Annotated in this window: 15 protein-coding genes; 11 read left to right on the top strand and 4 right to left on the bottom strand. The window is 68.7% G+C overall.

What is annotated here, in order from left to right; genetic code table 11:
* Positions 1-35: 35 nt before the first annotated feature.
* From F1544_RS03230 to F1544_RS03245, 4 genes are read left to right on the top strand one after another with little or no spacing between them, the layout of a single operon-like run.
* Positions 36-2,042, top strand: a complete 2,007-nt coding sequence (locus tag F1544_RS03230; protein ID WP_167582044.1) for a type I restriction-modification system subunit M — start codon at positions 36-38, stop codon at positions 2,040-2,042.
* On the top strand, positions 2,039-3,310 hold the full coding sequence (locus F1544_RS03235) for a restriction endonuclease subunit S (protein WP_167582046.1): 1,272 nt from the start codon (positions 2,039-2,041) through the stop codon (positions 3,308-3,310). The genes F1544_RS03230 and F1544_RS03235 overlap by 4 nt, the downstream gene beginning before the upstream one ends.
* Positions 3,311-3,313: 3 nt before the next feature.
* Positions 3,314-6,526, top strand: a complete 3,213-nt coding sequence (locus F1544_RS03240) for a type I restriction endonuclease subunit R (RefSeq protein WP_167582048.1) — start codon at positions 3,314-3,316, stop codon at positions 6,524-6,526.
* Between the two features lie 4 nt (positions 6,527-6,530).
* Positions 6,531-9,047 (top strand): N-6 DNA methylase, encoded by a 2,517-nt coding sequence (locus tag F1544_RS03245; RefSeq protein ID WP_167582050.1) that lies wholly within the window; start codon positions 6,531-6,533, stop codon positions 9,045-9,047.
* A gap of 517 nt (positions 9,048-9,564) precedes the next feature.
* Here F1544_RS03245 and F1544_RS03250 read toward each other — a convergent pair.
* Positions 9,565-11,271 (bottom strand): DEAD/DEAH box helicase, encoded by a 1,707-nt coding sequence (locus tag F1544_RS03250; RefSeq protein ID WP_167582052.1) that lies wholly within the window; start codon positions 11,269-11,271, stop codon positions 9,565-9,567.
* Between the two features lie 258 nt (positions 11,272-11,529).
* Between F1544_RS03250 and F1544_RS03255 the strand changes: the two genes are divergently transcribed.
* A complete protein-coding gene (locus F1544_RS03255; RefSeq protein WP_208971225.1) occupies positions 11,530-12,699 on the top strand; it encodes a Fic family protein in 1,170 nt (389 codons plus the stop codon).
* A gap of 38 nt (positions 12,700-12,737) precedes the next feature.
* Here the strand turns inward: F1544_RS03255 and F1544_RS03260 are convergent, their stop codons facing one another.
* Complete coding sequence (locus F1544_RS03260) at positions 12,738-13,424, bottom strand: FadR/GntR family transcriptional regulator (protein WP_167582056.1); 687 nt, start codon at positions 13,422-13,424, stop codon at positions 12,738-12,740.
* A 173-nt stretch (positions 13,425-13,597) separates the two neighbouring features.
* Between F1544_RS03260 and F1544_RS03265 the strand changes: the two genes are divergently transcribed.
* From F1544_RS03265 to F1544_RS03285, 5 genes are all read left to right on the top strand, one after another.
* Complete coding sequence (locus tag F1544_RS03265) at positions 13,598-14,827, top strand: aminotransferase class V-fold PLP-dependent enzyme (RefSeq protein ID WP_167582058.1); 1,230 nt, start codon at positions 13,598-13,600, stop codon at positions 14,825-14,827.
* A gap of 41 nt (positions 14,828-14,868) precedes the next feature.
* On the top strand, positions 14,869-16,164 hold the full coding sequence (locus tag F1544_RS03270) for an ABC transporter substrate-binding protein (RefSeq protein ID WP_208971226.1): 1,296 nt from the start codon (positions 14,869-14,871) through the stop codon (positions 16,162-16,164).
* Positions 16,161-17,123, top strand: coding sequence for a carbohydrate ABC transporter permease (locus F1544_RS03275; RefSeq protein WP_167582060.1), 963 nt, complete (start codon positions 16,161-16,163; stop codon positions 17,121-17,123). The genes F1544_RS03270 and F1544_RS03275 overlap by 4 nt, the downstream gene beginning before the upstream one ends.
* Positions 17,120-17,956, top strand: coding sequence for a carbohydrate ABC transporter permease (locus F1544_RS23905; RefSeq protein ID WP_167582062.1), 837 nt, complete (start codon positions 17,120-17,122; stop codon positions 17,954-17,956). The genes F1544_RS03275 and F1544_RS23905 overlap by 4 nt, the downstream gene beginning before the upstream one ends.
* 92 nt (positions 17,957-18,048) lie before the next feature.
* Positions 18,049-18,306, top strand: a complete 258-nt coding sequence (locus F1544_RS03285) for a hypothetical protein (protein ID WP_167582064.1) — start codon at positions 18,049-18,051, stop codon at positions 18,304-18,306.
* 486 nt (positions 18,307-18,792) lie between these two features.
* Here F1544_RS03285 and F1544_RS03290 read toward each other — a convergent pair whose 3' ends face one another.
* Together F1544_RS03290 and F1544_RS03295 are read right to left on the bottom strand one after the other, a co-directional pair.
* Positions 18,793-20,472, bottom strand: coding sequence for an amidase (locus F1544_RS03290; protein ID WP_167582066.1), 1,680 nt, complete (start codon positions 20,470-20,472; stop codon positions 18,793-18,795).
* A gap of 115 nt (positions 20,473-20,587) precedes the next feature.
* A complete protein-coding gene (locus F1544_RS03295) occupies positions 20,588-21,124 on the bottom strand; it encodes a hypothetical protein (RefSeq protein WP_167582068.1) in 537 nt (178 codons plus the stop codon).
* Between the two features lie 156 nt (positions 21,125-21,280).
* Here F1544_RS03295 and F1544_RS03300 point away from each other — a divergent pair, with 156 nt between their 5' ends.
* On the top strand, positions 21,281-22,288 hold the full coding sequence (locus F1544_RS03300) for an isopenicillin N synthase family dioxygenase (protein WP_167582271.1): 1,008 nt from the start codon (positions 21,281-21,283) through the stop codon (positions 22,286-22,288).
* Positions 22,289-22,291: the final 3 nt, after the last annotated feature.

The raw sequence follows: 22,291 nt of genomic DNA on the forward strand, positions 1-22,291 counted from the left end.
GTTTCGCGCCGATCCAATCTGGAGAATCACCAACCGTGTCAGTCCTTTCAAGTTTCGTGTGGAGCGTCGCCGACACGCTGCGCGGTCCCTACGCCGAGGCCGAGTACGGATCGGTGATCCTGCCCTTCACGGTGCTGCGCCGCCTCGAGTGCGTGATGAAACCGCACCGCGAGGCGATAGCCAAGATCGTTGGGATGTACCCCGGCGAGCAGCAGCGGCGCACGCATCTAAAGATCGCCACCCGCAGCGAGGACAGCACGGGGCTGTCGTTCTGGACGACGAGCGCCTACACGCTGGAGAAGGCACTGCAGGATCCGGATAACCTGGTAGAGAACCTCATCGACTACGTTGGCGGGTTTTCCGCGAACTTAGACGTGTTCAAGTCCTTCGGCTTCGAGAACGTGATCCGCACGCTCGCCGACCGCGACCGGCTCGCCCAGGTGACCCGCCACTTCGCGACGATTCCGCTGTCTCCCGACGATGTCTCCAACGCCGACATGGGCGACCTGTTCGAGAACCTAATTTATCGGTTCGCCGAGTCCGCCAACGACGGTGCGGGTCAGTTCTACACGCCCCGCGATGTCGTGCGACTCTTGGTCGACCTCGTGTACGCCGAGGACACCGAGGCGCTGCGCGGCCGCGGCACAGTGCGGTCCATCTACGACCCCACGGCCGGCACCGGCGGCATGCTTACCGTCGCCGACGAGCACCTGCACAGGCTCAACCCGGACGCGTCCACGGCCCTTTTCGGGCAGGAGATCAACCCGCGCACCTACGCGATATGCAAGGCTGACCTGCTCATCAAGGGCCAGGACCCCTCGAACGTCCGGCAGGGCGACACGCTCGTCGTCGACTGCTTCGGCGACAGACGCTTCGACTACGTGCTGTCCAATCCTCCGTTTGGGACGGACTGGAAGGCCGTCGAGTCAAATGTGAAGGACGAGCACGGGCGCGGCGGGCATGGGCGCTTCGCTCCGGGGCTCCCGGCCGTCGGCGACGCGGCAATGCTGTTCCTCCTCCACGTCGCGTCGAAGATGCGCGACAAGGACGAGAGTGGCCGCGGCGGCAAGGCGGGGATCGTCCTTAACGGCTCACCGCTGTTCAACGGAGGCGCAGGCTCTGGGCCGTCGGACATCCGCAGTCACATGCTCGAGAACGACCTCATCGAGGCCATCGTCGCCCTGCCGAACGACATGTTCTACAACACAGGAATCGCCACCTACCTGTGGGTGCTGTCGAACGCTAAGGTCGACGAGCGCAAGGGCACCGTGCAGCTCATTGACGCAACAGGCTTGGGCTCGAAGCTGCGCAAGGCGATTGGCTCCAAGCGGGTCGAGATCACCGAGACGAATCGCGAAGCTGTTGTGCGAGCGTTCAGCGGGACGCAGAGTGAAGGCGACGAGGCTCAGGTACCGGCAAAGGTCTTCGCCAACCGGGACTTCGCCTACTGGACCGTCACTGTCGAGCGGCCCCTCCAGCTGCGCTTCCAGTGCACGCCCGAGACGATCAGCGCTGTGGCCGAGCACAAGACGCTTGGCAAGATCACGGGCCTGACCGAAGCGCTGGAGACGTTCGGGGACGAGCCTCACCTGAATCGGGAAAAGTTCAACAAGGAGCTCGGCAAGCACCTCGGCGACCAGGGCGTCAGTCTGACCACCGCACAGCGGAAAACGCTCTGGCAGACCATCGGCGTGCATGACAAATTCGCCGACATCTGCCTGGACAGTTCGCGTGCCCACAAGGGTGAGCCTGAACCCGACCCGGCGCTGCGCGACACCGAGAACGTTCCGTTCGGCTGGGGCGGCCACTCGAAGGCGCATGAGGCCCTCGAGGAGACCGTGCAGGCCTACTTCGACGCCGAGGTGAAACCGCACGTCGACGACGCCTGGATCGACTGGTCGAAGACGAAGACCGGCTACGAGATCCCGTTCACGCGGCATTTCTACACCTACGAGCCGCCCCGGCCGCTCGAGGAAATTGACGACGACCTCGAGCGGGTCGTTGGCGAAATCATGACCCTGCTTCGGGAGGTGGAGGCGTGACAGTCGAGGTGGTAGACGCTGTCGCGGAGCGTGTCCACAAGTGGCTCGGTGACCTTCCTGCGGGGTGGACAGGCGCTCGCCTGTTCGAGGTCGCGGCCGCCTGGACGAGCAACGTCGACAAGCACACTGTGGACAGCGAGCCAGCAGTCAGGCTCTGCAACTACGTGGACGTCTATAAGAACAATTCTATCGTCGACTCGATCGACTTCATGGCCGCCACCGCCACGAGGGGACAGATCCGAAGGTTCCGTATCCGAGTCGGAGACACCCTCATCACCAAGGACTCCGAGACAGCTGACGACATCGGCGTTCCTGCCTTTGTCGAGTACGAAGCCGACGACCTCATCTGCGGGTACCACTTGGCGGTCGTCCGGCCCAACGCACGGCGGGTCATTCCCAAATTTCTATACTGGGCGCTCGACTCCGAGCCCATCGCACGCCAGTGGGGTGTCACGGCTGCGGGTGTGACTCGCGTCGGCATTCGTAGCACCGACCTCAACAAAGTCACAATCCCGCTTCCGCCGCCGGATGAGCAGCACGCGATCGCCGACTACCTGGACCACGAGACGGCGCAGATCGACGTACTCGTCGCGAAGCAGGAGGAGTTCACCGGACTTCTTCGGGAGCGGCGAGACGCAATTGCTGATGCCGAATTCCAACGGACCGAGGGCAAGCGTACGGCGACCGTTCGTCAGGCGCTGATATCCCTGAAGCGGGCTCCCTTTCCAAGTTCGGGCGTCGTGACTGCCTACCGCGACGGAGTCGTCACGCTGCGCGCCAACCGGCGAGCCGACGGTTACACAATGTCAGAGGCGGAGGCGGGCTACCAAGGCGTCATGCCGGGGGACATCGTGTTCCACGCCCTTGACGGCTTCGCTGGCGCAGTCGGCATTTCAGACAGCGATGGTCAATGCTCACCGGTTTACCACGTCTGCTCGCCCCGGTACGACGACGACGCCGAGTACCTCGCACTCCTCATCCGGTACATGGGCACGTCTGGCTTCCTCGCCACCCAGGCCCCAAGCACGAGACAGCGGAGCGTCGATTTCCGGAACTGGGGAACCTTCGCGCGCGTCCCGCTGGTGCTCCCGCCGACGGAGCTCCAGAAGTCGTTCGTCGCCGAGTACCACGAGCAGAGCTCCCGCATCGACGCCCTGATTGCCAAGGCCGAAGAGCACATCGCCCTCGCCAAAGAGCGGCGCTCGGCGCTGATCACGGCGGCGGTGACGGGGCGGATCAACGTACGCAATGCACGGAAGGCGAGCTGAATCATGGTGGCACCCGATGGCACCCGCGAGGAGGCGTTCGAAACTGAGATCGCCGAGTACCTCGCCGCGCACGGCTGGGAGTACAGCAAGACGGACGACGGCTACGACGCCAAGCGGGCGATCTGGCCCGAGGACGTGCACTGGTGGCTGAGTGAGACGCAGCCCGACGAATACGCGAAGGTTGTGCGCGTCGGCACGGGCGCTGAACAGGTCGACCGCGAGGCGCTGCTGACGTCGCTGGTGTCACGCCTGGACACGCCGATGAGCTCGGGCGGAGGCACCTTAAACGTGTTGCGCCGGAAATTTTCCCACACCCGCGGCGCGACCGCACACCTGCGGATGTGCCAGTTTAGGCCGGCGACCACGCTCAACAAGGACGTCACCGATAACTACCACAAGGTCCGCCTTCGCGTTGTCCGTCAGGTGCACTTCTCTTCGAAGCGCGGGGACTCCCGGTCGATCGATCTGGTGCTCTTCGTCAACGGGCTGCCAGTGGCAACGATCGAACTTAAGTCGTTCTTCAAGCAGGAGTGGCGCACCGCCGTCAGCCAGTACCGGAACGACCGGCACCCGGCGGGGCAGCCGCTACTCGGCTTCGGCGCCCGCGCGCTGGTGCACTTTGCCGTCGACGACGACCAGGTGCACATGACGACGAAGCTCGCGGGTGAAAAGACCTACTTCCTGCCGTTCAACCGCGGCCACGACGACACCGGTGCTGCTGGCAACCCGCATAACCCGGGCGGAGCCGCCACGTCCTACCTGTGGGAGCAGCTCCTGTGGCGCGACAACTGGCTGGCCATCCTAGGCTCGCAGGTGTTCTTGAAGACCGAGGCCGACGAGGACCCTGCCACCGGGAGGCTCAAGCGGTCGGCGACGCTGGTGTTCCCGCGTTACCACCAGTGGCGCGCGGTGAAGAAGCTCGTCGCGACGATCGCCGAGGAGAAGCCGGGCGAGCGCTACCTGATCGAGCACTCTGCTGGGTCGGGCAAGACCAACACGATCGCGTGGACGGCGCACCGGCTTGCGCGGCTCCACGACAGCGCGAACGAGAAGGTCTTCGATAAGGTCCTCATTGTCTCCGACCGCCGCGTCCTGGACGCCCAGCTGCAGCAGGCCGTCGAGCAGGTCGACGACACCGTCGGCACCGTCGCCGTGATCGACTCCGCGGCCGTGCGTCGCTCCGGCGGATCGAAGTCGCGCGCGCTGCTGGATGCGCTGACCGGCCCAGCGCTGGTCATCGTCGTGACGATCCAGACGTTCCCCTACGTCAAGGGCCTGCTGGAGACAACGCTTGGCGATAAGCACTTCGCTGTGATCATCGACGAGGCGCACACGTCCCAGTCTGGCAAGACCGCCGCCGATCTGAAGAAGGTTCTCACCGAGGACGGCCTGATCGCCACCGACGAGGACGTCGACTCCCAGGACGTCGTCAATGAGATCGTCGAGGCCCACGACGCGCGCGAGGCTCAGATCGTCGCTGAGACGGCAGCCCGGGCCGGCGCTCGAAACATATCGTTCTTGGCGTTCACGGCAACACCGAAGACCAAGACAAAGATGCTGTTCGGCCGCGAGGCCGACAACGGGAAGCCGGTCTCATTCGACGTCTACCCGATGCGGCAGGCGATTGAGGAGGGCTTCATCCTCGACGTGCTACGCGGCTACCAGACGTACAAGACCGCGTTCGAGATCGAGCAGCGCAGCCAGGATGGCGTGGTGACAAGCATCGTCGACGACGGCGACCGCTTGGTGGATCCGAAGATCGCGGCCCGCAAGATCATGCGGTTCGCAAAGCTGCACTCGACGAACATCGGCCAGAAGGTCGAGATCATCGTCGAGCACTTCCGCGCGAACGTTGCCCAGCTCCTCGACGGCCACGCCAAGGCGATGATTGTCACCGACTCCCGGCAGGCCGCGGTCCGGTACAAAGTCGAGGTCGACAAGTACCTCGCGCAGAAGGGCTACGGATACCAGTCGATCGTCGCCTTCTCCGACAAGATCAGCGACGACGAGTACGGCTTGATCGACGTCACCGAGGCGTCGATGAACCCAGGACTCGGCTCCGACCTCGCGCGGGAGTTCCGTCGGCCCGGGTACCGGCTGATGCTCGTCGCCGACAAGTTCCAGACCGGCTTCGACCAGCCGCTGCTGTGCGCGATGTACGTAGACAAGAAGCTCCCGGACGTGCACGCGGTGCAGACGCTGTCGCGGCTGAACCGCACGTACCGAGCCCCGTCGGGCGAGTTCAAAGACCGCACGTTCGTCCTGGACTTCGTCAACGATCCAGCCGAGGTCCGCGAGGCGTTCCTCACCTACTACCTCGAGGCCCACGTCGAGACTGAGACCGACCCAAACCTGGTCCACCGGCTCGCTACCAAGCTCGCCCAGGCGCGGATCTACACCCCGGACGACGTCGAGCGCTACGCGAAGGCGTGGTGGACGCCGACGCAGTCCCACGCCGCGCTGGCCGCCGCGGTGACCCCTGCCCGCGACGAGTTCGCGAGTAGGTGGGCCGAGGCCGCAGAAGGCCAGGACAGTCAGGCCCTCGACGAGCTGCGCACCTTCCGCAAGGACTGTGGCTCTTACGTGCGGCTGTACGACTTCATGTCGCAGGTCGTCGACTACGGAACCAGCGACTTGGAAAAACTGGCCGAGTTCCTGAGGCAGCTCGCGCGGCTGCTCCCGTCCGATGACCTGGGCCCGGACGCCGACGTCTCTGGGCTCGAGCTGCGCCGCGTCCGCCAGATCGACCAGGGCAAAGCCCGCATCGGCCTCTCCGGCGACCAAGACACGCCGGGCCTGTCTGACATCACCGGCGTCGGGTCCGGTATCTCCCACCCCGACCCGCAGCAGGAGCTGCTGTCCGAAATCGTCGCCCGGATCAACTCGCTGTTCGGCGCGGAGTTCGCCGACCCGCAGATCGAGGGTTTCGTAATCGCTGCAGCAGGAATGGCCGAGGAGGACCAGCGCATCGCCGCCCAGATCGACCACAACGCCGTCGACCAGTTCCTGGCTTCGCCTGAACTGCGCGAGACGCTGACTGACGCCGCTGTCCTGAACGAGGGAGCGTTCGGCAAGCTCACCGGCGCGCTGACTGGCGAGAATGAGCGAGCCGACGAGTTCATCAGGCTCATCGGCCAGTACCTGTACCAGTCGCGCCGGGTGCGGACGGTCTATGCGACGGATGCCGACGCCGCTTCTTCCGACGAGAGTGAGTAGGGCGATGGCAAAGGACGCTCCGCATCCGGCGATCAGCGCGGTGCTCCAGGACTCCAACTTGGTGCCGTACTCCGACAAGGACCGCGGTCCGGTCGGCCTGGCGCACGCGACGAGCCTGTCCTTGGCGCGGGCCCTTGCCGTCGGCTGCCTCAGCCGCCTCGATCCGAGTCTAACGACCGTCGACGTCTGGGATCCTGCGGCCGGACTGGGATTCGCTGGACGCCTCCTGGTCGATGCGCTGCAGTCGTCGGGGGTAGAAGTCCGCTACCGCGGCCAGGACATCAACGAAGCCGCCGTGTCCGCAAGCCTTCGTCGGTTCGAGGGGCTCCGCGACGCCGAGATCGCCCACGCGGACACGTTGACGCACGACGCGTTTGACGACTTCAGTGCCGATCTAGTGATCGTCGACGCGCCCTGGGGAATGGACTGGCGGCACTCGGCTGCAGCAGTGGAAAGAAGGCAATCCAACGGCGAGTTCGGGTTCGGTCTTCCTCAGCGCTCCGACAGCACCTGGCTGTTCATCTCCTTGGCGCTCGAAAAGCTGCGCTCGGTGGAGCAGGGCGGAGGACGTGTAGCGGCACTGGTGAACCCGGGCGCGCTCAGCTCCAGCGGCGTAACCGCAGAGGTCAGGCGAAGGATAGTCGAGGCCGGCCTGCTGGAGTCGGTCACCCGCCTTCCCGATGGTCTCGCGCCGAACACCGAGATCCCCCTGTACCTTCTGACGTTCTCCACCAGAGCCGAGGACGTCGGTAAGGGCAAAGCGATGATCGCGGACCTGCAGACGTTGTTCACCACCGAGCACCGCCGCAGGTCGATCCCGGTCGAGGCGTTCCACGAGCTCGACTCCGGGCTGAGGACAAAGAAGTCGGGCCCCCGCAATCGCACTATCAGCACCCGCCAGTTCACGCGCCGGGACGCACGGCTGTCGCGCAGCACGAGCCAGGAACGTCAGCTCACGTGGCGCGTCACCACCTACAACGACACGGCGGTCGACGGCCACTTCCTGGAGACCCGCTACGGCCCAAACCCCAGCGTCGTGTTGGACGAGGAGCCGCGCGAGATCCTCGATCTCGATCCCAGTCGCGTCTTTGGCGACGACTCGCGCGAAGTGCTTCGAGACATGGCCGCGAAGGGCTGGCCAACCCGGCGCTTGAGCGATCTCCTCGCCCGGGAACCCGAGGCCGTGACAGATTCCGCGGACGCACATGGCGCACGCCAGCTCTTCGTCCCGACGACCTGGACTGGCAGAGCCGCCACCGACCTATCCGAGACGAACGCCGGCGGACGTGTCCTGTCGGTTCAGCTCGACGACGACTCGGTCTACCCGCCCTTTCTGGCCGCATGGCTCAACTCCGAGCAGGGCGTCACCAGCCGGCTCCGAGCAATCGACAACGGGAGCTCCGGCCACAATATACGGGCGCTGCGGTCGGACGCTCTCTCACTCATGAGGTGGGCCGACGAGCTCCTCGTGCCGGTCCCGGATCTCGGCGTCCAGCTCGCGCTCGCGTCGGCGGACGAGCGACTCGGTTCTTTCCAGACGGAGCTGAGCACTCAGCGAGCCACCATCTGGTCTGCCCCGGAGAACGCCGACGACGTCGTGAGCAAGATAGCGGGTGCCTTCGACGACTCGCTGACCGTATGGCTAGACCAGCTGCCTTACCCGATCGCATCGGCGCTGTGGACCGCAGAGTCCGCCCATTCGGTGACGGAGCAGCAGCGAGCCTACCTCCACGCCTGGGAGGCGATCGTGACCTTCCATGCGACGGTATTGCTCTCGGCGAGCCGCAGCGATCCGGGAAGCGGTAGCGAGACCGATATCGCGATCCGCCAGACCCTGAAAGAGAACCATTTGAGCATCGAGCGGGCGTCGTTCGGCACCTGGGTGGTCATCGTCGAGAAGACGTCGAAGAACCTGCGCAGCGCGCTCGAGAACGGAGACGCCGACGACGTGGCCCGTGTCCGCCGCGCGTTCGCCGATCTCGGGCGCGCCGGTATCGAGCGGCTGATCTCCAAGGAGGTCGTCAAGAAGTTCAACGAGCTGAACGGCAAGCGCAACCGATGGTCCGGCCACACGGGCTACACCTCGGAGCAGGCGCTGAGGACTCAGGTCGACTCGCTCGTCTCGGACCTCAGAGAGCTCCGCGGGCTCCTCGGGAACGTCTGGTCCCAGCTTGTGCTGGTCCGCCCCGGCAGCGCCAAGCGCCGTCGTGACGGCCTCGTACAGACGGCCGAGGTTGCGGTCGGGACTCGGACGCCTTTTGCAACTCGCGATTTTACCGTGGGTGAGCACATGTTCGACGATGAGCTCTACCTTGTTCGGGATGGATCGCAATCGCCGCTGCGCCTTGGACACTTCATACAGCTGCGTGCCGCCCCGAGCAGCGCTCAGTTCACCACGTATTTCTACAACCGTACCGAGGGGACGAGCGTGCGTATGGTGAGCTACCAATACGGATTGGAAAGCGAGCTGCAGGACGACGTGGAGAGCCTCCGGGCGGACTTCGGCGAGCTGGCGACCTAAGTGGAAGGGCTTCGGCACGAGACCCTCAGCGTTCAGGCGCTCGAGCTGGCGAACAGTCGGCCCACAAGCCATGCCCTAACCTTGTCGCCCGCCGCCAGCGGGGATCGGGCGACGCCGACTGAACAGCTCACCATCACCCCCTTGTCCGCCTGTTACAGGAAGGCCCGGGCCCTTCACCGTGACGTGGCGAGCACGGTGGGCCAACCGCGTACGCGTCCCGACCGACCGGTCCTCTACGGTCGAAACCGGCTCATCACGATCTAGGGTGTAGTCGAGAATGGCGGGTTCCGACTTTGAGTACACCCTCGATCGTGGTGGGCCGTTAATCGCTGTGCGCGTTGATGCTTCTTAGGGCTGCAGGTGCTGCAAGGAGCGCCGGCCTCTATTTCGTCGCGAGTCAGTGGGTGCTGTTTGCCTCTCGCTTCCGGCGCTTGTGCTTCTGCCGCAGAGAGTGAGCACGCCGCCGAGCGGCGGTGTCGCCCGCGGGAAGCGCAGGGTCAGATGCTGAAGAAATCTCTTACTGCCACTCATTGTCCAAGCGCTGGACGTCCTCGGCCACGCCCACGACCATGTCGAAGAAGCCCTCGTGCGCGCCGTCGCTCGGGTCCTCGACCGTGCCCGCCGCGAAGAGGATGACGAAGGTGACCACGCGACCTCCGGGCTTGCGGCGGACCACGCGCCCCAGGCGTTGGATCATCTGCCGCCGGCTGCGGCTGGCCGTCGTGACGATGCCGAGGTCCACGGTGGGCAGGTCGATCCCCTCGTCGAGGAGCTTGGGTGCGGCGAGCGCGAGGAGGCGCTGGCTCTCCAGGGCGTCGAGGTTGTCCTGACGCTCCCGCCGGTCCATGTCGGCGTGCAGTGCCGCAGCGGCAACGCCATGCTCTCGAAGGCGGTGCGCCACGGCTTCGGCGCTGTCCTTCGTCTGGGTGAAGACGACGGTGCCCTCGGAGGCGTCGATGAGCGGCGCCATCTCGCCGACCGCGTCGACCTTGCCCACCAGCTCCGCGAGGAGCCGGCGGCGGGCGCGCATGGCGGTCTCGGCGGTCTGAGCCGCGCGCCCCACGACGCCCCCGACGCCGGCGAGCTGCCGGAGCCGCTGGTTCAGCGAGATGCCTGACGTCCCCCCGAGCGCACCCATGCTCCGCAGCTTGCGCAGGCTGTCGCTGACCCGGGAGCTGAGCGTGTCGTACTCCACGCGCTCCTCGTCGGTCATCCCCACGGGGGCGAGCACCAGCCGGAACGGAGACACGACCTGGTCGCGGAGGGCTCGCTCGAACGTGTACTCGCACACCGTGTTGCCGAAGTACGGGCGGATGTGCGAGTCCACCGCGTCGTCGCTGCGTTCCAGGGTCGCGGTCATGCCGAGGCGGCGCGTGTACCCGTCGCGCAGGGCCGATGACCAGGTGCCGGCGCCGTAGCGGTGCACCTCGTCGGCGACGAGCAGGTCGCCACCGGTGCCCCGCAGCAGCGAGCGACGGGCGGCGCTGTTGACGACCGCGACGACCACGTCGGCGCGGGCGGCGTCGCCCTTCTCCTCACCGCCGACCGCGGCGACCGACAGGTGGGGGAGGTGGGTCGCGAAACGGTGCAGCCACTGGCGCTGCAGCTCCACCGACGGGACGAGGACGGTGGTGGTCATGCCGTCCGCCGTAGCCCGAGCGGCGGCTGCCAGGCCGAGGTGTGTCTTGCCTGAGCCCGTGACGGCCTCGACGATTCCCCGGCAGCCGTTGGCGTACCAACCGCGCATCGCCTCGTCCTGCCACGGGTGCAGCGGCAGGCCCCAGGATGCCGGGACCGCCACGGCCGACATGCGTTCGACGGGAGGTCGGGGCGCCACCGTCTGCTGCTCCAACGAGGCGAGCAGTTCCTCCATCGCCGTCGACGGCGCCTCATCGCCCGCGGCGCGGGCGTCCTGCTGGCGGTGTCGGCGACTCGCCGCAGATGTGGCTTGCCCATCGCCGTCGGCCGCCGACCACCGGGGGCGGGTGGCGTCGTCCCTGACGAAGGAGGCGCCCTCGCCGGCGTACAGGACCTTGTTGATCTGCGTCTTGTCCGCAGCCCACGGGGTGCCGGCCAGCCCGAGGCCGATCTCGCGCGCGGTGGACGACGGTGCCCGGGTCACCTCGGCGAGGACGGCCTCGGCCAGCGACGCCGGTGCCGATGCGGTGTCCGGCTGCTCGCGGCCCGTGGCCGGCACCGCGTCGCTGGGCGTCGTGTCGGTCACCGAGAGAACTCCTCCAGATCGTTGGAGGCAGCGGCCTCCTGGCACGACCATCTTGACGGGCTGGGCGTGGGGAGCCGTCGTCGACCGATCCTGCGGCGGCGATGACGAAAGGAATCGGCCTCGTGATCAGCTTTCCGTCGGAACCTTGAATATGCTTGTCGGGTGTCTCGCCTTGTCAGCGCCGTCTGGAGCCCCGACCCCGGGGACGTCAGCGGCCTGCCGCGACGGCACCGCCGCCCTTGTCGCTACGACGCCTACGTGCCGGATCCGTTGGTGGGCCGAGAGGTCCTGCTCCCTGCGGACGTCGCCGCCGACGTCTCCGACGCTGAACGCGCGGTCCTCCAGCTCAACGCGTCGGGGCTGCCCTTCCGCGGCTACGAGGCGATCGCCCGGCTCCTCCTCCGGGCCGAGGCGGTGGCCTCGTCGCGCATCGAAGGTCTGGAGATCGGCGGCCGGCGACTGGCGCGGGCGGACGCTGCCCGGGCCGCCGACGGCTCCACCCACGACGTCGGAGCGGCGGAGGTCCTCGGCAACATCGACGCGATGCGTGCTGCGGTCGACGACGTCGCCCGGCGACCACGCCTCGACCTCGACGCGATCAGCGACATCCACCGCGCCCTCCTGGCCGGGACGCGCGACGCCTCGTGGGCGGGCAACTACCGCGATCGGCAGAACTGGATCGGTGGATCGAGCTACAACCCGTGCGCTGCAGACTTCGTGCCGCCGCCACCCGACGAGGTTCCCGAGCTGCTGACGGACCTGGTCGAGTACCTGGAGTCCGACCTCCACCCGCCCGTGGTGCAGGCCGCCCTCGCCCACGCGCAGTTCGAGACCATCCACCCCTTCGCCGACGGCAATGGGCGCACCGGCCGCGCGCTCATCCACGTCGCGCTCACCCGCCGCGGGTTGAGCCCACACCACGTCCCGCCGGTCAGCCTCGTGCTGGCCACCCGCAGCCAGGACTACATCGCCGGGCTCGAGAGCTTCCGCACCGAGGGGCACGACGGGCCGGCCCGCTGGATCGCGACCTTCGCCGCCGCCACGACCGAGGCCTGCGAGCGGGTGTCGGGACTGACCGACGGGCTCGCCGCCCTGCAGGGGCGCTGGCGCGAGGCGACCGGGACGGTCCGCGGGGGATCGACGGCGGCGCAGCTGCTCGACGAGGTGCTGCCGCAGACCCCGGTGTTCACGGTCGCCCAGCTGGTGACGCTCACCGGCCGCTCGACCCAGGCCGTCAACGAGGCCGTCGACCGTCTACACAGTGCCGGCGTGCTGCGACAGACCACGGCCGGGCGGCGCAACCGCGCCTTCGAGGTCGACGGGCTCATCGACCTCATCACCGGTTTCGAGCGGTCGCTGGCCTCACCGGCGGGTGACACCGCCGTCGAACCGCCGGCACGACCCGTGCCGCGACGCCCCGCCCGCTGACCCGTAGCGATGGCGAACTCCGTACGTCTCCGGCGAGTTCAAGTGGTGGGCCCGGGGCGGTAGTGCCGCAACCACGCCTCGGTCTGGGCGACGTGGGCGCCGGCGGCGGTGGCTGCGGCGGCAGGGTCCCGCCCGACGATGGCGTCGGCGATGGTGCGGTGCGCCGCGTTGGACGTGCGCATGATCGTCGGACCGTCCGGCATGCCGAACATCTGGTACGAGCGGGATCGCGTCCGCAGGACGTCCAGGAACGCCACCAGGGTGGGACTCCCACCGGCCCGAGCGATCCGGGTGTGGAAGAGCGCGTCGAGGGTGGCCGCCTCCTCGACGTCGTCGGTCGCCTCCATGGCCGCGCACAGAGCGAGCAGCTCGGTGCGGAGCTCGTCGTCGACGCGGGCGGCGGCCTGGCTCGCGGCGTGCGCCTCCAGCACCCGGCGCACCTCGTACATCTCCAGCAGCCCGGACAGCGGGAGCAGGTCCACCGTCAGCCGCAGCGAGCCGATGAGCTCCTCCGGACGCAGCGCCGTGACGTAGACGCCGGAACCGTGGCGGGACTCCACCACGCCCAGCGCCGCCAGCATGCGCACGGCCTCGCGCAGCGAACCCCGGGAGACCCCGAGCTCGTCGCACAGCTCGGCCTCGGCCGGGAACTTCCGGCCGGCGCCCAGCCGTCCGGTGCTGATCATCCGGCGGAGTCCGTGGAAGGCGTCGTCGACAGCGCTCACTCGATCTCGTGCCTCCCGTCGGGTCGCTGCCCACCGTAGGGCACCGGGACAACTCATCTGACCTACTGGGCACGAGACGGGTGGATCCGCGAATCGAAACACGAACGTAACCCAAGTCATCGGACGAATTGTCTACGGTGTGCTCACAGCCGAGGACGAGGAGTGCTCCACCGATGACCCAGCTCGACGTTGCCGTGGCCCCGGTCGCGCCGCCGCCCCTGCTGCTGCCCGACGGCCGCCCGGCCGCGGCGGCCTGGCCCTCGGACCCTGCCCTGCGCCACCTCAACCACGGGTCCTTCGGCGCCGTGCCCTCCGAGGTGATCGAGGGACAGGCCCGCCTGCGTGCGGAGATGGAGGCCTCCCCGCTGCGCTGGTACGTCGGCCTCCCCGCGCGCCACGCTGAGGCCCGCGCCCGGGTCGCCCCGCACCTGGGGGTCGCCGCGGACGACCTGGCCTTCGTGCCCAACGCCAGCGGCGGGGCCAGCGTGGCCTTCACGTGCATCCCCGTGCGGGCGGGCTGCGAGATCGTCGTCACCGACCACGGCTACGGCGCGGTGACGATGGGCGCGGAGCGGCTGGCCCGCCGGTGGGGCGGAACGGTCCGCGTCGCACGCGTCCCGCTGTCCGCGGGGCCCGAGGAGGCGGCGGCTGCGGTCATCGCCGAGTTCTCCGACCGGACCGGGCTCGTCGTCGTCGACCACGTGACCTCGCCCACCGCGCGCCGCATGCCCGTCGCCGAGATCGGTACCGCCGCCCGCGCACGGGAGATCCCCTTCCTCGTGGACGGCGCGCACTACCCCGCGATGGTCGCCGACCCCCTCGAGGGCGTCGACTGCGACGTCTGGGTCGGCAACCTGCACAAGTACGGGTGCGCCCCGCGCGGTGCCGGCGTCCTCGTCGCGCGCGGACCCCTCGTCGGGGAGATGAACCCGCTGATCGACTCGTGGGGCGCGCCGAAGCCGTTCCCGGCCCGCTTCGACGAGCAGGGCACGCTGGACACCACGAGCTGGCTGGCAGCCCCCGACTCCCTCGACCTCGTCGAGGACCTCTGGGGCTGGGACGTCGTGCGCGAGCACAGCGACCGCCTGGCGAGCTACGGCGCCGCCGTGATCGCCGACGCGTTCACAGCCCTCACCGGCGAGGACCACCGGGTCGACGTCGGCATGACCGTCGGGCCGATGCGCCTCGTGCGGCTGCCCGCGCCCCTGTGCCTGGGCCCCGGCGGCGGCAACGCGCTGCGGGACAGGGTCCTCACCGAACTCGGGGTCGAGGGTGCGTTCACCTCCTTCGACGGCGTGGGCTACCTGCGGCTGTCCGCTCACGCCTACAACACCCCCGACGACTACGAGGACTTCGCCGAACGGTGCGTCCCCGTCCTCGCCGGCTGGGCCTCCCGCGCCTGACTTCTCTCCCCTCGCCCCCACCACGACACGAAGGACGTTCTGTGACGAAGACACTGAGACTGCTGGGCGCCGGGCTCGTGACGGCCCTGCTCGTCACCAGCTGCGGAAGCTCCGCCGGCTCCTCCGACGACGGGGTCGAGCTGAAGATGGTCGAGAGCCTGACCAACCCCGCCCGCACCGCCGTCCTGAAGGGGCTGATCGAGGACTTCGAGGCCGCCAACCCCGGCACCACCGTCGACCTCATCTCGCCGCCCACGAACTCGGCGGACCAGAAGATCCAGCAGATGCTGCAGTCGAAGAAGGGCATCGACGTCCTCGAGGTCCGCGACACGACCGTCGGCCCGTTCACCGCCAACGGCTGGCTGCGCGACCTCGCCCCGGACCTGAAGGGCTGGGCCGGCTGGGCGGACATGACCCAGCAGGCGGTCGACTACGCCCAGGGCGAGGACGGCACCTGGTACATCCCGTACGGGTTCTACGGCCTCAGCCTGTTCTACCGGAAGGACCTCGTGGAGAAGGCCGGGTTCGCCGGCCCGCCGGCCAGCTGGGACGAGCTGCTCCAGCAGGCCTCGGCCATCCAGGACCCCGACGCCGGGACCTACGGGTACGCCTTCCGCGGCGGCACCAACGGCAACGGCAACCTGGTCACGGCCATCGAGGCCTACGTCGCCGACGACCTCGACAAGGCCAACGCGTTCAAGACGACCGACGGCAAGAGCATCTTCGCCGCACCCGAGGCGCTCACCGCCGCGCAGACGTACTTCGACCTGTTCGAGAAGGCGTCCCCGCCGTCCTCCGTGGCGTGGGGCTACCCCGAGATGGTCGAGGGCTTCTCCAACGGCTCCACGGCGTTCCTGCTGCAGGACCCCGAGGTCATCGCCACCGTCGGGCAGTCCACGGCCATCAAGCCCGACCAGTGGGGCACCGCGCCGCTGCTCGTGGGGCCGACGGGCAAGGCGGCTCAGCCCGTCGCCACCGCCGGCTGGGGCATGTCGGCCTCGACGGAGCACGCGGCCGAGGCGACCAAGCTCATCGAGTTCCTGTCCTCGGGCGAGGCATCCACGACCTTCACCAAGGAGAACAGCCTCGTCCCGATCCTCACCAGCGCCGCGTCCGACCCCTACTACTCCGAGGGGCCGTGGGCCAGCTACGTCACCATGACGAACGCCCCCGACACCTACCTCTCCGTCATCCAGCCCCGCAACGTCGACTGGTGGACCGAGTGGACCCAGAAGGCCGACGGCGACGTCCAGCGCGTCATCACCGGAGACATGACCCCGGCCGAGCTGCTGGCCGGCTGGGACGCCTACTGGGTGGAGAAGTGGGCGGCCGCGTGACGACCCCGGAGACCATCGCCCGCCGTCCCGCTGCCGGGCCGCGGCCCGGCAGCGGGCGGGGGGCCGCTCCCCGGCGGGCCTTCACCGGGCGCCGCGCGCTCACGATCCTGGCCTTCCTGGCCCCGGCCGCCGTGTTCGTCGGCATCTTCACCTACTACCCGTTGCTGACGGGTGCGCAGATGGCGTTCCGCGACTGGAACCTGTCGAACTTCACCGACGCGTCCTGGGTCGGCCTCGACAACTTCCGCACCGTCCTGCACGACCCGGTGCTGCCCGGCGTGCTGCGCAACACCGTCATCTGGGTCGTCGGCTCGCTCGTTCCGCAGTTCGTCATCGGCTTCGCGATCGCGCTCTGGCTGCGGCGGCACTTCCGCTTCCGCGGCCTCTACCAGGCGCTGATCTTCTACCCCTGGGCCGTGTCGGGGTTCCTCATCGGCATCCTCTTCCGCTGGATGTTCAACGGCGAGTTCGGCGTCGTCAACGACCTGCTCGAGAAGGTCGGGCTCATCGACAGTCCCGTCCCGTGGCTGGCGCAGCCCAGCACCGCCATGGTCGCCGTGCTCATCGCCAACATCTGGTACGGCGTGACGTTCTTCGCCATCATGATCCTCGCCGCGCTGCAGTCGGTGCCCGACGAGATCCTCGAAGCGGCCGCTCTCGACGGGGCGGGCCGGACCCGCACGCTGCTGCAGATCGTCGTGCCCTACATCCGCATCACGCTCACCGTGACGGTGCTCCTGCGCGTCATCTGGATCTTCAACTTCCCCGACATCATCTACGGGATGACGGGCGGCGGCCCGGCGGACAAGACCCACATCGTCACGACGTGGCTGATCCAGGTGACCCAGCGCGGGGACTACGGCGTGGCCGCGGCCATCGGCCTCATGGTCCTGGTCGTGCTGCTGATGTTCTCGGTGTTCTACCTCCTCGCGCTGCGGGAGAGAGGGGTGAAGCGGTGATCTTCCGCGAGACCGTCCCGGCGCGCGTGACGCGCGTCGCCTTCCTGGGCCTGTGGCTCGTCATCACGCTGTTCCCGCTGTACTGGATCACGGTGACGTCGCTCAAGGCGCCCGGCGACATCTTCAGCCAGCCGCTGACGTACTGGCCGACGGCTCTGACGCTGGAGAACTACGCGGGGCTGTTCGCCCAGTCGGACTTCGGCGTCTTCGTCGCCAACAGCCTGCTGGTCTCCCTGGTGGGCGCCACGGTCGCCACGCTGATCTCGCTCCTGTCGGGCTACGTGCTGGCCCGCTTCGAGTTCCGCAGCAAGGGGGTGCTGCTCGCGGCCTTCTTCGTCACGCAGATGGTGCCGTCCTTCATCGCCCTCGGGCCCCTGTACCTCATGATGACGAAGCTCGGCCTGGTCGACAGCCGGCTCGGCCTGATCCTCGTCTACATCGGGATCTGCATCCCCTTCTGCACCGTCATGCTGCGCGGCTTCTTCGCCAACGTGCCCGACGCGCTGGAGGAGGCGGCCATGATCGACGGGTGCTCGCGGCTGGGGGCGCTGTTCCGCGTCATCGTCCCCGTCATGATGCCGGGCATCATCGCCTCCTTCATCTTCAACTTCGTCAACTGCTGGAACGAGCTGTTCCTGTCGGTGACGCTGATCAACTCGACGGAGAACCAGACGATCCCCACGGCCATCAACGGGTTCATCTCGAGCTTCAACGTCGAGTGGGGCCCCATGGCTGCCGCGGCCGTCCTCACCGTCGTCCCCACCATGCTGCTGTTCGCCGTGGCGAGCCGGTGGATCGTGCAGGGACTGACCGCGGGCGCGGTCAAGGGCTGACGCAACTTCCTGGGAGACCGGCGTTAGTAGCCAGCTGCTCATCGGAAGGGCTAAGCGGCTGCGTACTGGTCGAACATCTTTGGGAGCAGCTGGTGGCGGCTTTACCGGCGGAGATCCTCGCAGCACCACTGTGGACCTTCACGACCCAGTCGCTCGCCGCGGGAGTGGCGACCGCGCTGTACGGAGAGCGCGTCCCGGTCCTCATGCAGCTGCTGACACGCCTCGCGGAGGAGCAGCGCGGTCGCTCAGCGCTGCGGCGCGCCCGGCCGGCGTGGCAAGGCGATCGCGTCGACGACGCGCCGCTCGTCGTCGCGAGTGACGACGTTGTGAAGATTGCCAAGCGCAGATGAAGGACCCCTGCCACTCGCTCGTCCATATCAGAGGCGCTCACCGCAATGCCGCGAGCGTCCCGCGCCGAGCGCCGAGCGCCGAGCGCCGAGCGGCGAGCGCCGAGCGCCTCGCGCAAGGCGTAAGTAGCGGACGAGGTAAGTAGCGGACGAGGTAAGTAGCGGACGAGGTATGCAGCGAGCGACGCATGTTGCACAGCGCCCGTCCACTGCACGAGCGAGCTCGACGAGTTGACGCGGTGCTGCCGTTGCAGTCATGGGTCTCTGCAGCAGCCGGATGTACCTACATCCTGCATCCGCAGCGTGGTGCCTTCCCTGGACGGCGCCGTCCTCTCGACCGCGGCTGGCCTCGTCACCCCCACCGAGACGTCAGCGCCCTCCTGCGGTGCGGGTCACGGTGAGCCCTGCTACGCATGACGTCCGAACGCTGTCGCGACAGAACGGCCGGCGCCCCGTACGGTGCGGGCGCCGGCCGTTCCGCTCAGACGGTCAGCCTTCCTCGCGGGCCGGGCCCGTGGCGATCACCGACTTGGGGATGACGCCGTTGCGCGGCAGTTCGGGGGTGCTGGCCGGGGGCAGGCGGTGGTCGGTGGCCTGCTCGTAGTCGTAGGCCATCGCGAGCAGGGTCGCGTCCGTGGAGCGGGGGGCGGCGAGCTCCAGTCCGACGGGCAGGCCCGCGGCGGTGAACCCCGCGGGCAGGGAGATCGACGGGATGCCGGTGTTGGCGCCGACGTCGCAGAACGTCGTACCCGCCCAGTCCTCGTTCGCCGGCGCCTCGCTGGTGGGCATGGCGAGGGCGTCGAGGTCGTACTGCTCGAAGAACGCGTCCACCGCCTTCTTGCCGGCCTCCTGCGCGGCGACGGCCTTGTCGTAGTCGGGGTTGGGGACGTCGGCCAGCGCGAGCCAGGAGTCGAGGGTCTCCTTGTCGAGGGAAGAGCGGCCGTCTGCGACGACGTCGGAGAACGTCAGCTCGTCGGCGGGGGCGGTGAGCTCGGCGAGACCCGCGGGCCACTCGGCCTTGGTGGAGGCGAAGAACGCGTCGACGCTGGAGCGCATGTCGATCCAGCCACCGCTGGCCAGCTGCTGCTGGACGAACTCGCGGGTGAATGGCACGTCGACGATCTCTGCGCCCTGGTCGGCGAGGTCGTCGACGGCCTGGTCGACGATCTTCGTCACCTCGTCGGTGCCGGGGCGCGGACCCTCCGGGATGGCCGTGGAGTAGTCCCAGTGGAAGGAGCCGATCCGCTTGCCCTGCAGGGCGGTGTCGCTGAGGCCGGGGACGAACGTCGACGGGTCCTGCTCGGAAGCGATCGCGGTCTGCGGGTCGGCGGGGTCCACCCCGGCGAGCACGCTGCCGAGCAGGGCGGCGTCCTCGACCGTCGTGGTCATCGGGCCGGACACGTCCTGGCGCACCGACAGCGGGACGATGCCCGCGACGCTGGTCAGGCCCATCGTCGGGCGGTAGCCGACGAGGCTCTGGTGGGCGCTCGGCCCGATGATGGAACCGCAGGAGTCGGTGCCGAGGCCGGCGGCTGCGAAGCTGGCGGCGATCGCCGCACCGGTGCCGCCGCTGGAACCCGAGGCGCTGTACTCCTGGTTGTACGGGTTCGCGGTGCGCCCGCGCACCGAGGACAGCGAGTAGGTGCCGTGCCAGGCGAACTCGGCCATGTTCGTCTTGCCGATGATGATCGCGCCGGCGGCGCGCAACCGCGCGACGGCGGTGGAGTCGTGCGCGGTCTGGTAGTCGGCCAGCGCTACGCTGCCCGCGGACGTCGGCATGTCGTAGGTCGCGTAGTTGTCCTTCACCAGCACCGGAACCCCGTGCAGGGGACCGCGGGAGATGCCGGCCTCGCGTTCGGCGTCGAGCAGGCGGGCGTTCGCCAGCGCGGTGGGGCTGACGGTGACGACGGCCTTGAGGCCAGGCTGGTCGGCGTAGGCGTCGTCGTAGGCCTCGATGCGGTCGAGGTAGGCGCTCACCAGGTCCACCGAGGTCGTCTTCCCCGCGTCGAGCATCTCGACCTCGGTGGTGACGTCAAGCCCGATGACTTGGGGGAGTTCGTCGTGCGGGGTGGGGGCGGCGCTCGCGGGGGCGAACGTGGGGGCGAGGCAGAGAGCGGTGGCGGCCAGCAGCGCGGCGGAGCGGCGGCGGACGCGGGACGAGACGGGCACGGGGCCTCCGAGGACGACGGGGTGTCGCCTCGGAAGCTAGGGGCGCCGAAGGTCACCTGTGCGTCCGACGTGTCACGCCTGTGTTACGCCTGGGACTTATGTGACGCCGCCGGAACTACCCGGTGACGCGGCGGACCGTCCCGACGACCAGGTCCACGGCCACGCCGAACACCAGGTGCGACCCGCCCTCCCAGACCCACCACGCCTTGGGAAGTTCTGACAGAGACGCCTGCACTCCCGTCACCGGAAGGACCGCGCCGTGGAACGCGCCGAACAGCGCGGCGCCGCCGAGGGTGCCCGCGCCCGCCCGGGCGAAGGGGATCCGCCGCGACAGCACCGAGTAGGCGACGGGGTAGCCGTAGGCGAGGGCGCGGTGGAACCAGACGGCGCCGGCCTCGAGGTCGTCGCCCTCGAGGGCGTCCCCGTCGCCGCCGCGCCAGTCGACCAGCCGGCGGTACAACACCGAGGGGGGCATGCGTTCGCCGTGGCCCGTCGGGTCGGCGCCGGGCAGCTCCTTCTGGCCGGGGGCGGGCGGGAAGACCTTCTCGCCCCAGCCCTGCAGCGTGGACTCGGCCTTGCCCTTCGCCTGCACGCCGACCCAGCCCGCCAGGAGCCCGGTCGCCACGTCGAGCACGAATCGCGATGTCTTCACAGGGTCTGGCTACAGCACGGCGGCCACCAGCGCAAATGTGCACCTTCAAGCACTTCGCTCGGCCGAACGGGGTGGCCCGTCGCTCCGGACGCCCGCGGGGAGGTGCACCATGACGCCGTGACCGACACGACTGCTGCACCGGCTTCGTCCGGCGCGATGCTGACGACGCTGCCCGTCCTCGACCTCTCGCGCCTGGACGCGGGACCCGAGGAGGCGGCCGCGTTCCGGGACGAGCTGCGCACCGTCATGCACGAGGTGGGCTTCTTCTACCTCACCGGGCACGGGGTGCCGGGTGAGCTGACGGACGACCTGCTGGACGTCTCGCGGCGCTTCTTCGCCCTGCCCGAGGAGCAGAAGCTCGCGATCGAGAACGTGCACAGCCCCCAGTTCCGCGGCTACACCCGCGTCGGCGGGGAGCTGACCGCCGGGGACGTGGACTGGCGCGAGCAGATCGACGTGGGCGTCGAGCGCGACACCGTGCCGACCGGGGACGGGGTCGCGAACTACTGGCGCCTCGAGGGGCCGAACCTGTGGCCGCAGGAGCTGCCGGAGATGAAGGCGACCGTCGACCGCTGGAACGACCTGCTCAGCGGGGTCGCGCTGCGGCTGCTGCGGGCCATGGCCGCCTCGCTGGGCGCGCCGGCGGACAGCTTCGACGACGCCTTCGCCACCCGGCCCTTCAACCTCACCAAGATCGTCCGCTACCCGGGGGAGTCGGACCCCGACCCGGTGCAGGGCGTCGGCCAGCACCGCGACGGGGGCGTCCTCACCCTGCTGCTCGTCGAGCCCGGCAAGGGCGGCCTGCAGGTCGAGCACCACGGGCAGTGGATCGACGCCCCCGCCGTCCCGGGCGCCTTCGTCGTGAACATCGGCGAGATGCTCGAGCTGGCGACGCAGGGCTACCTGCGGGCGACGCTGCACCGGGTGATCTCGCCGCGCAAGGGCAGCGACCGGATGTCGATCCCGTTCTTCTTCAACCCGGCCCTGGACGCGCGGATGCCGCAGCTCGAGCTGGCCGAGGAGCTGCGGGGCGAGACCGGAGAGCTGTCGCTGGACCCGACGAACAGCCCGATCCTCGAGACCTACGGCGACAACGCGCTGCGCTACCGGCTGCGGGCCCACCCGAACGTCGTGGCGATCCACCACGCGGACCTGCTCGGCTGACGC

Origin of the sequence: Kineococcus rubinsiae (genome assembly GCF_011839805.1) — a bacterium.
Classification (GTDB): Bacteria; Actinomycetota; Actinomycetes; order Actinomycetales; family Kineococcaceae; genus Kineococcus; species Kineococcus rubinsiae.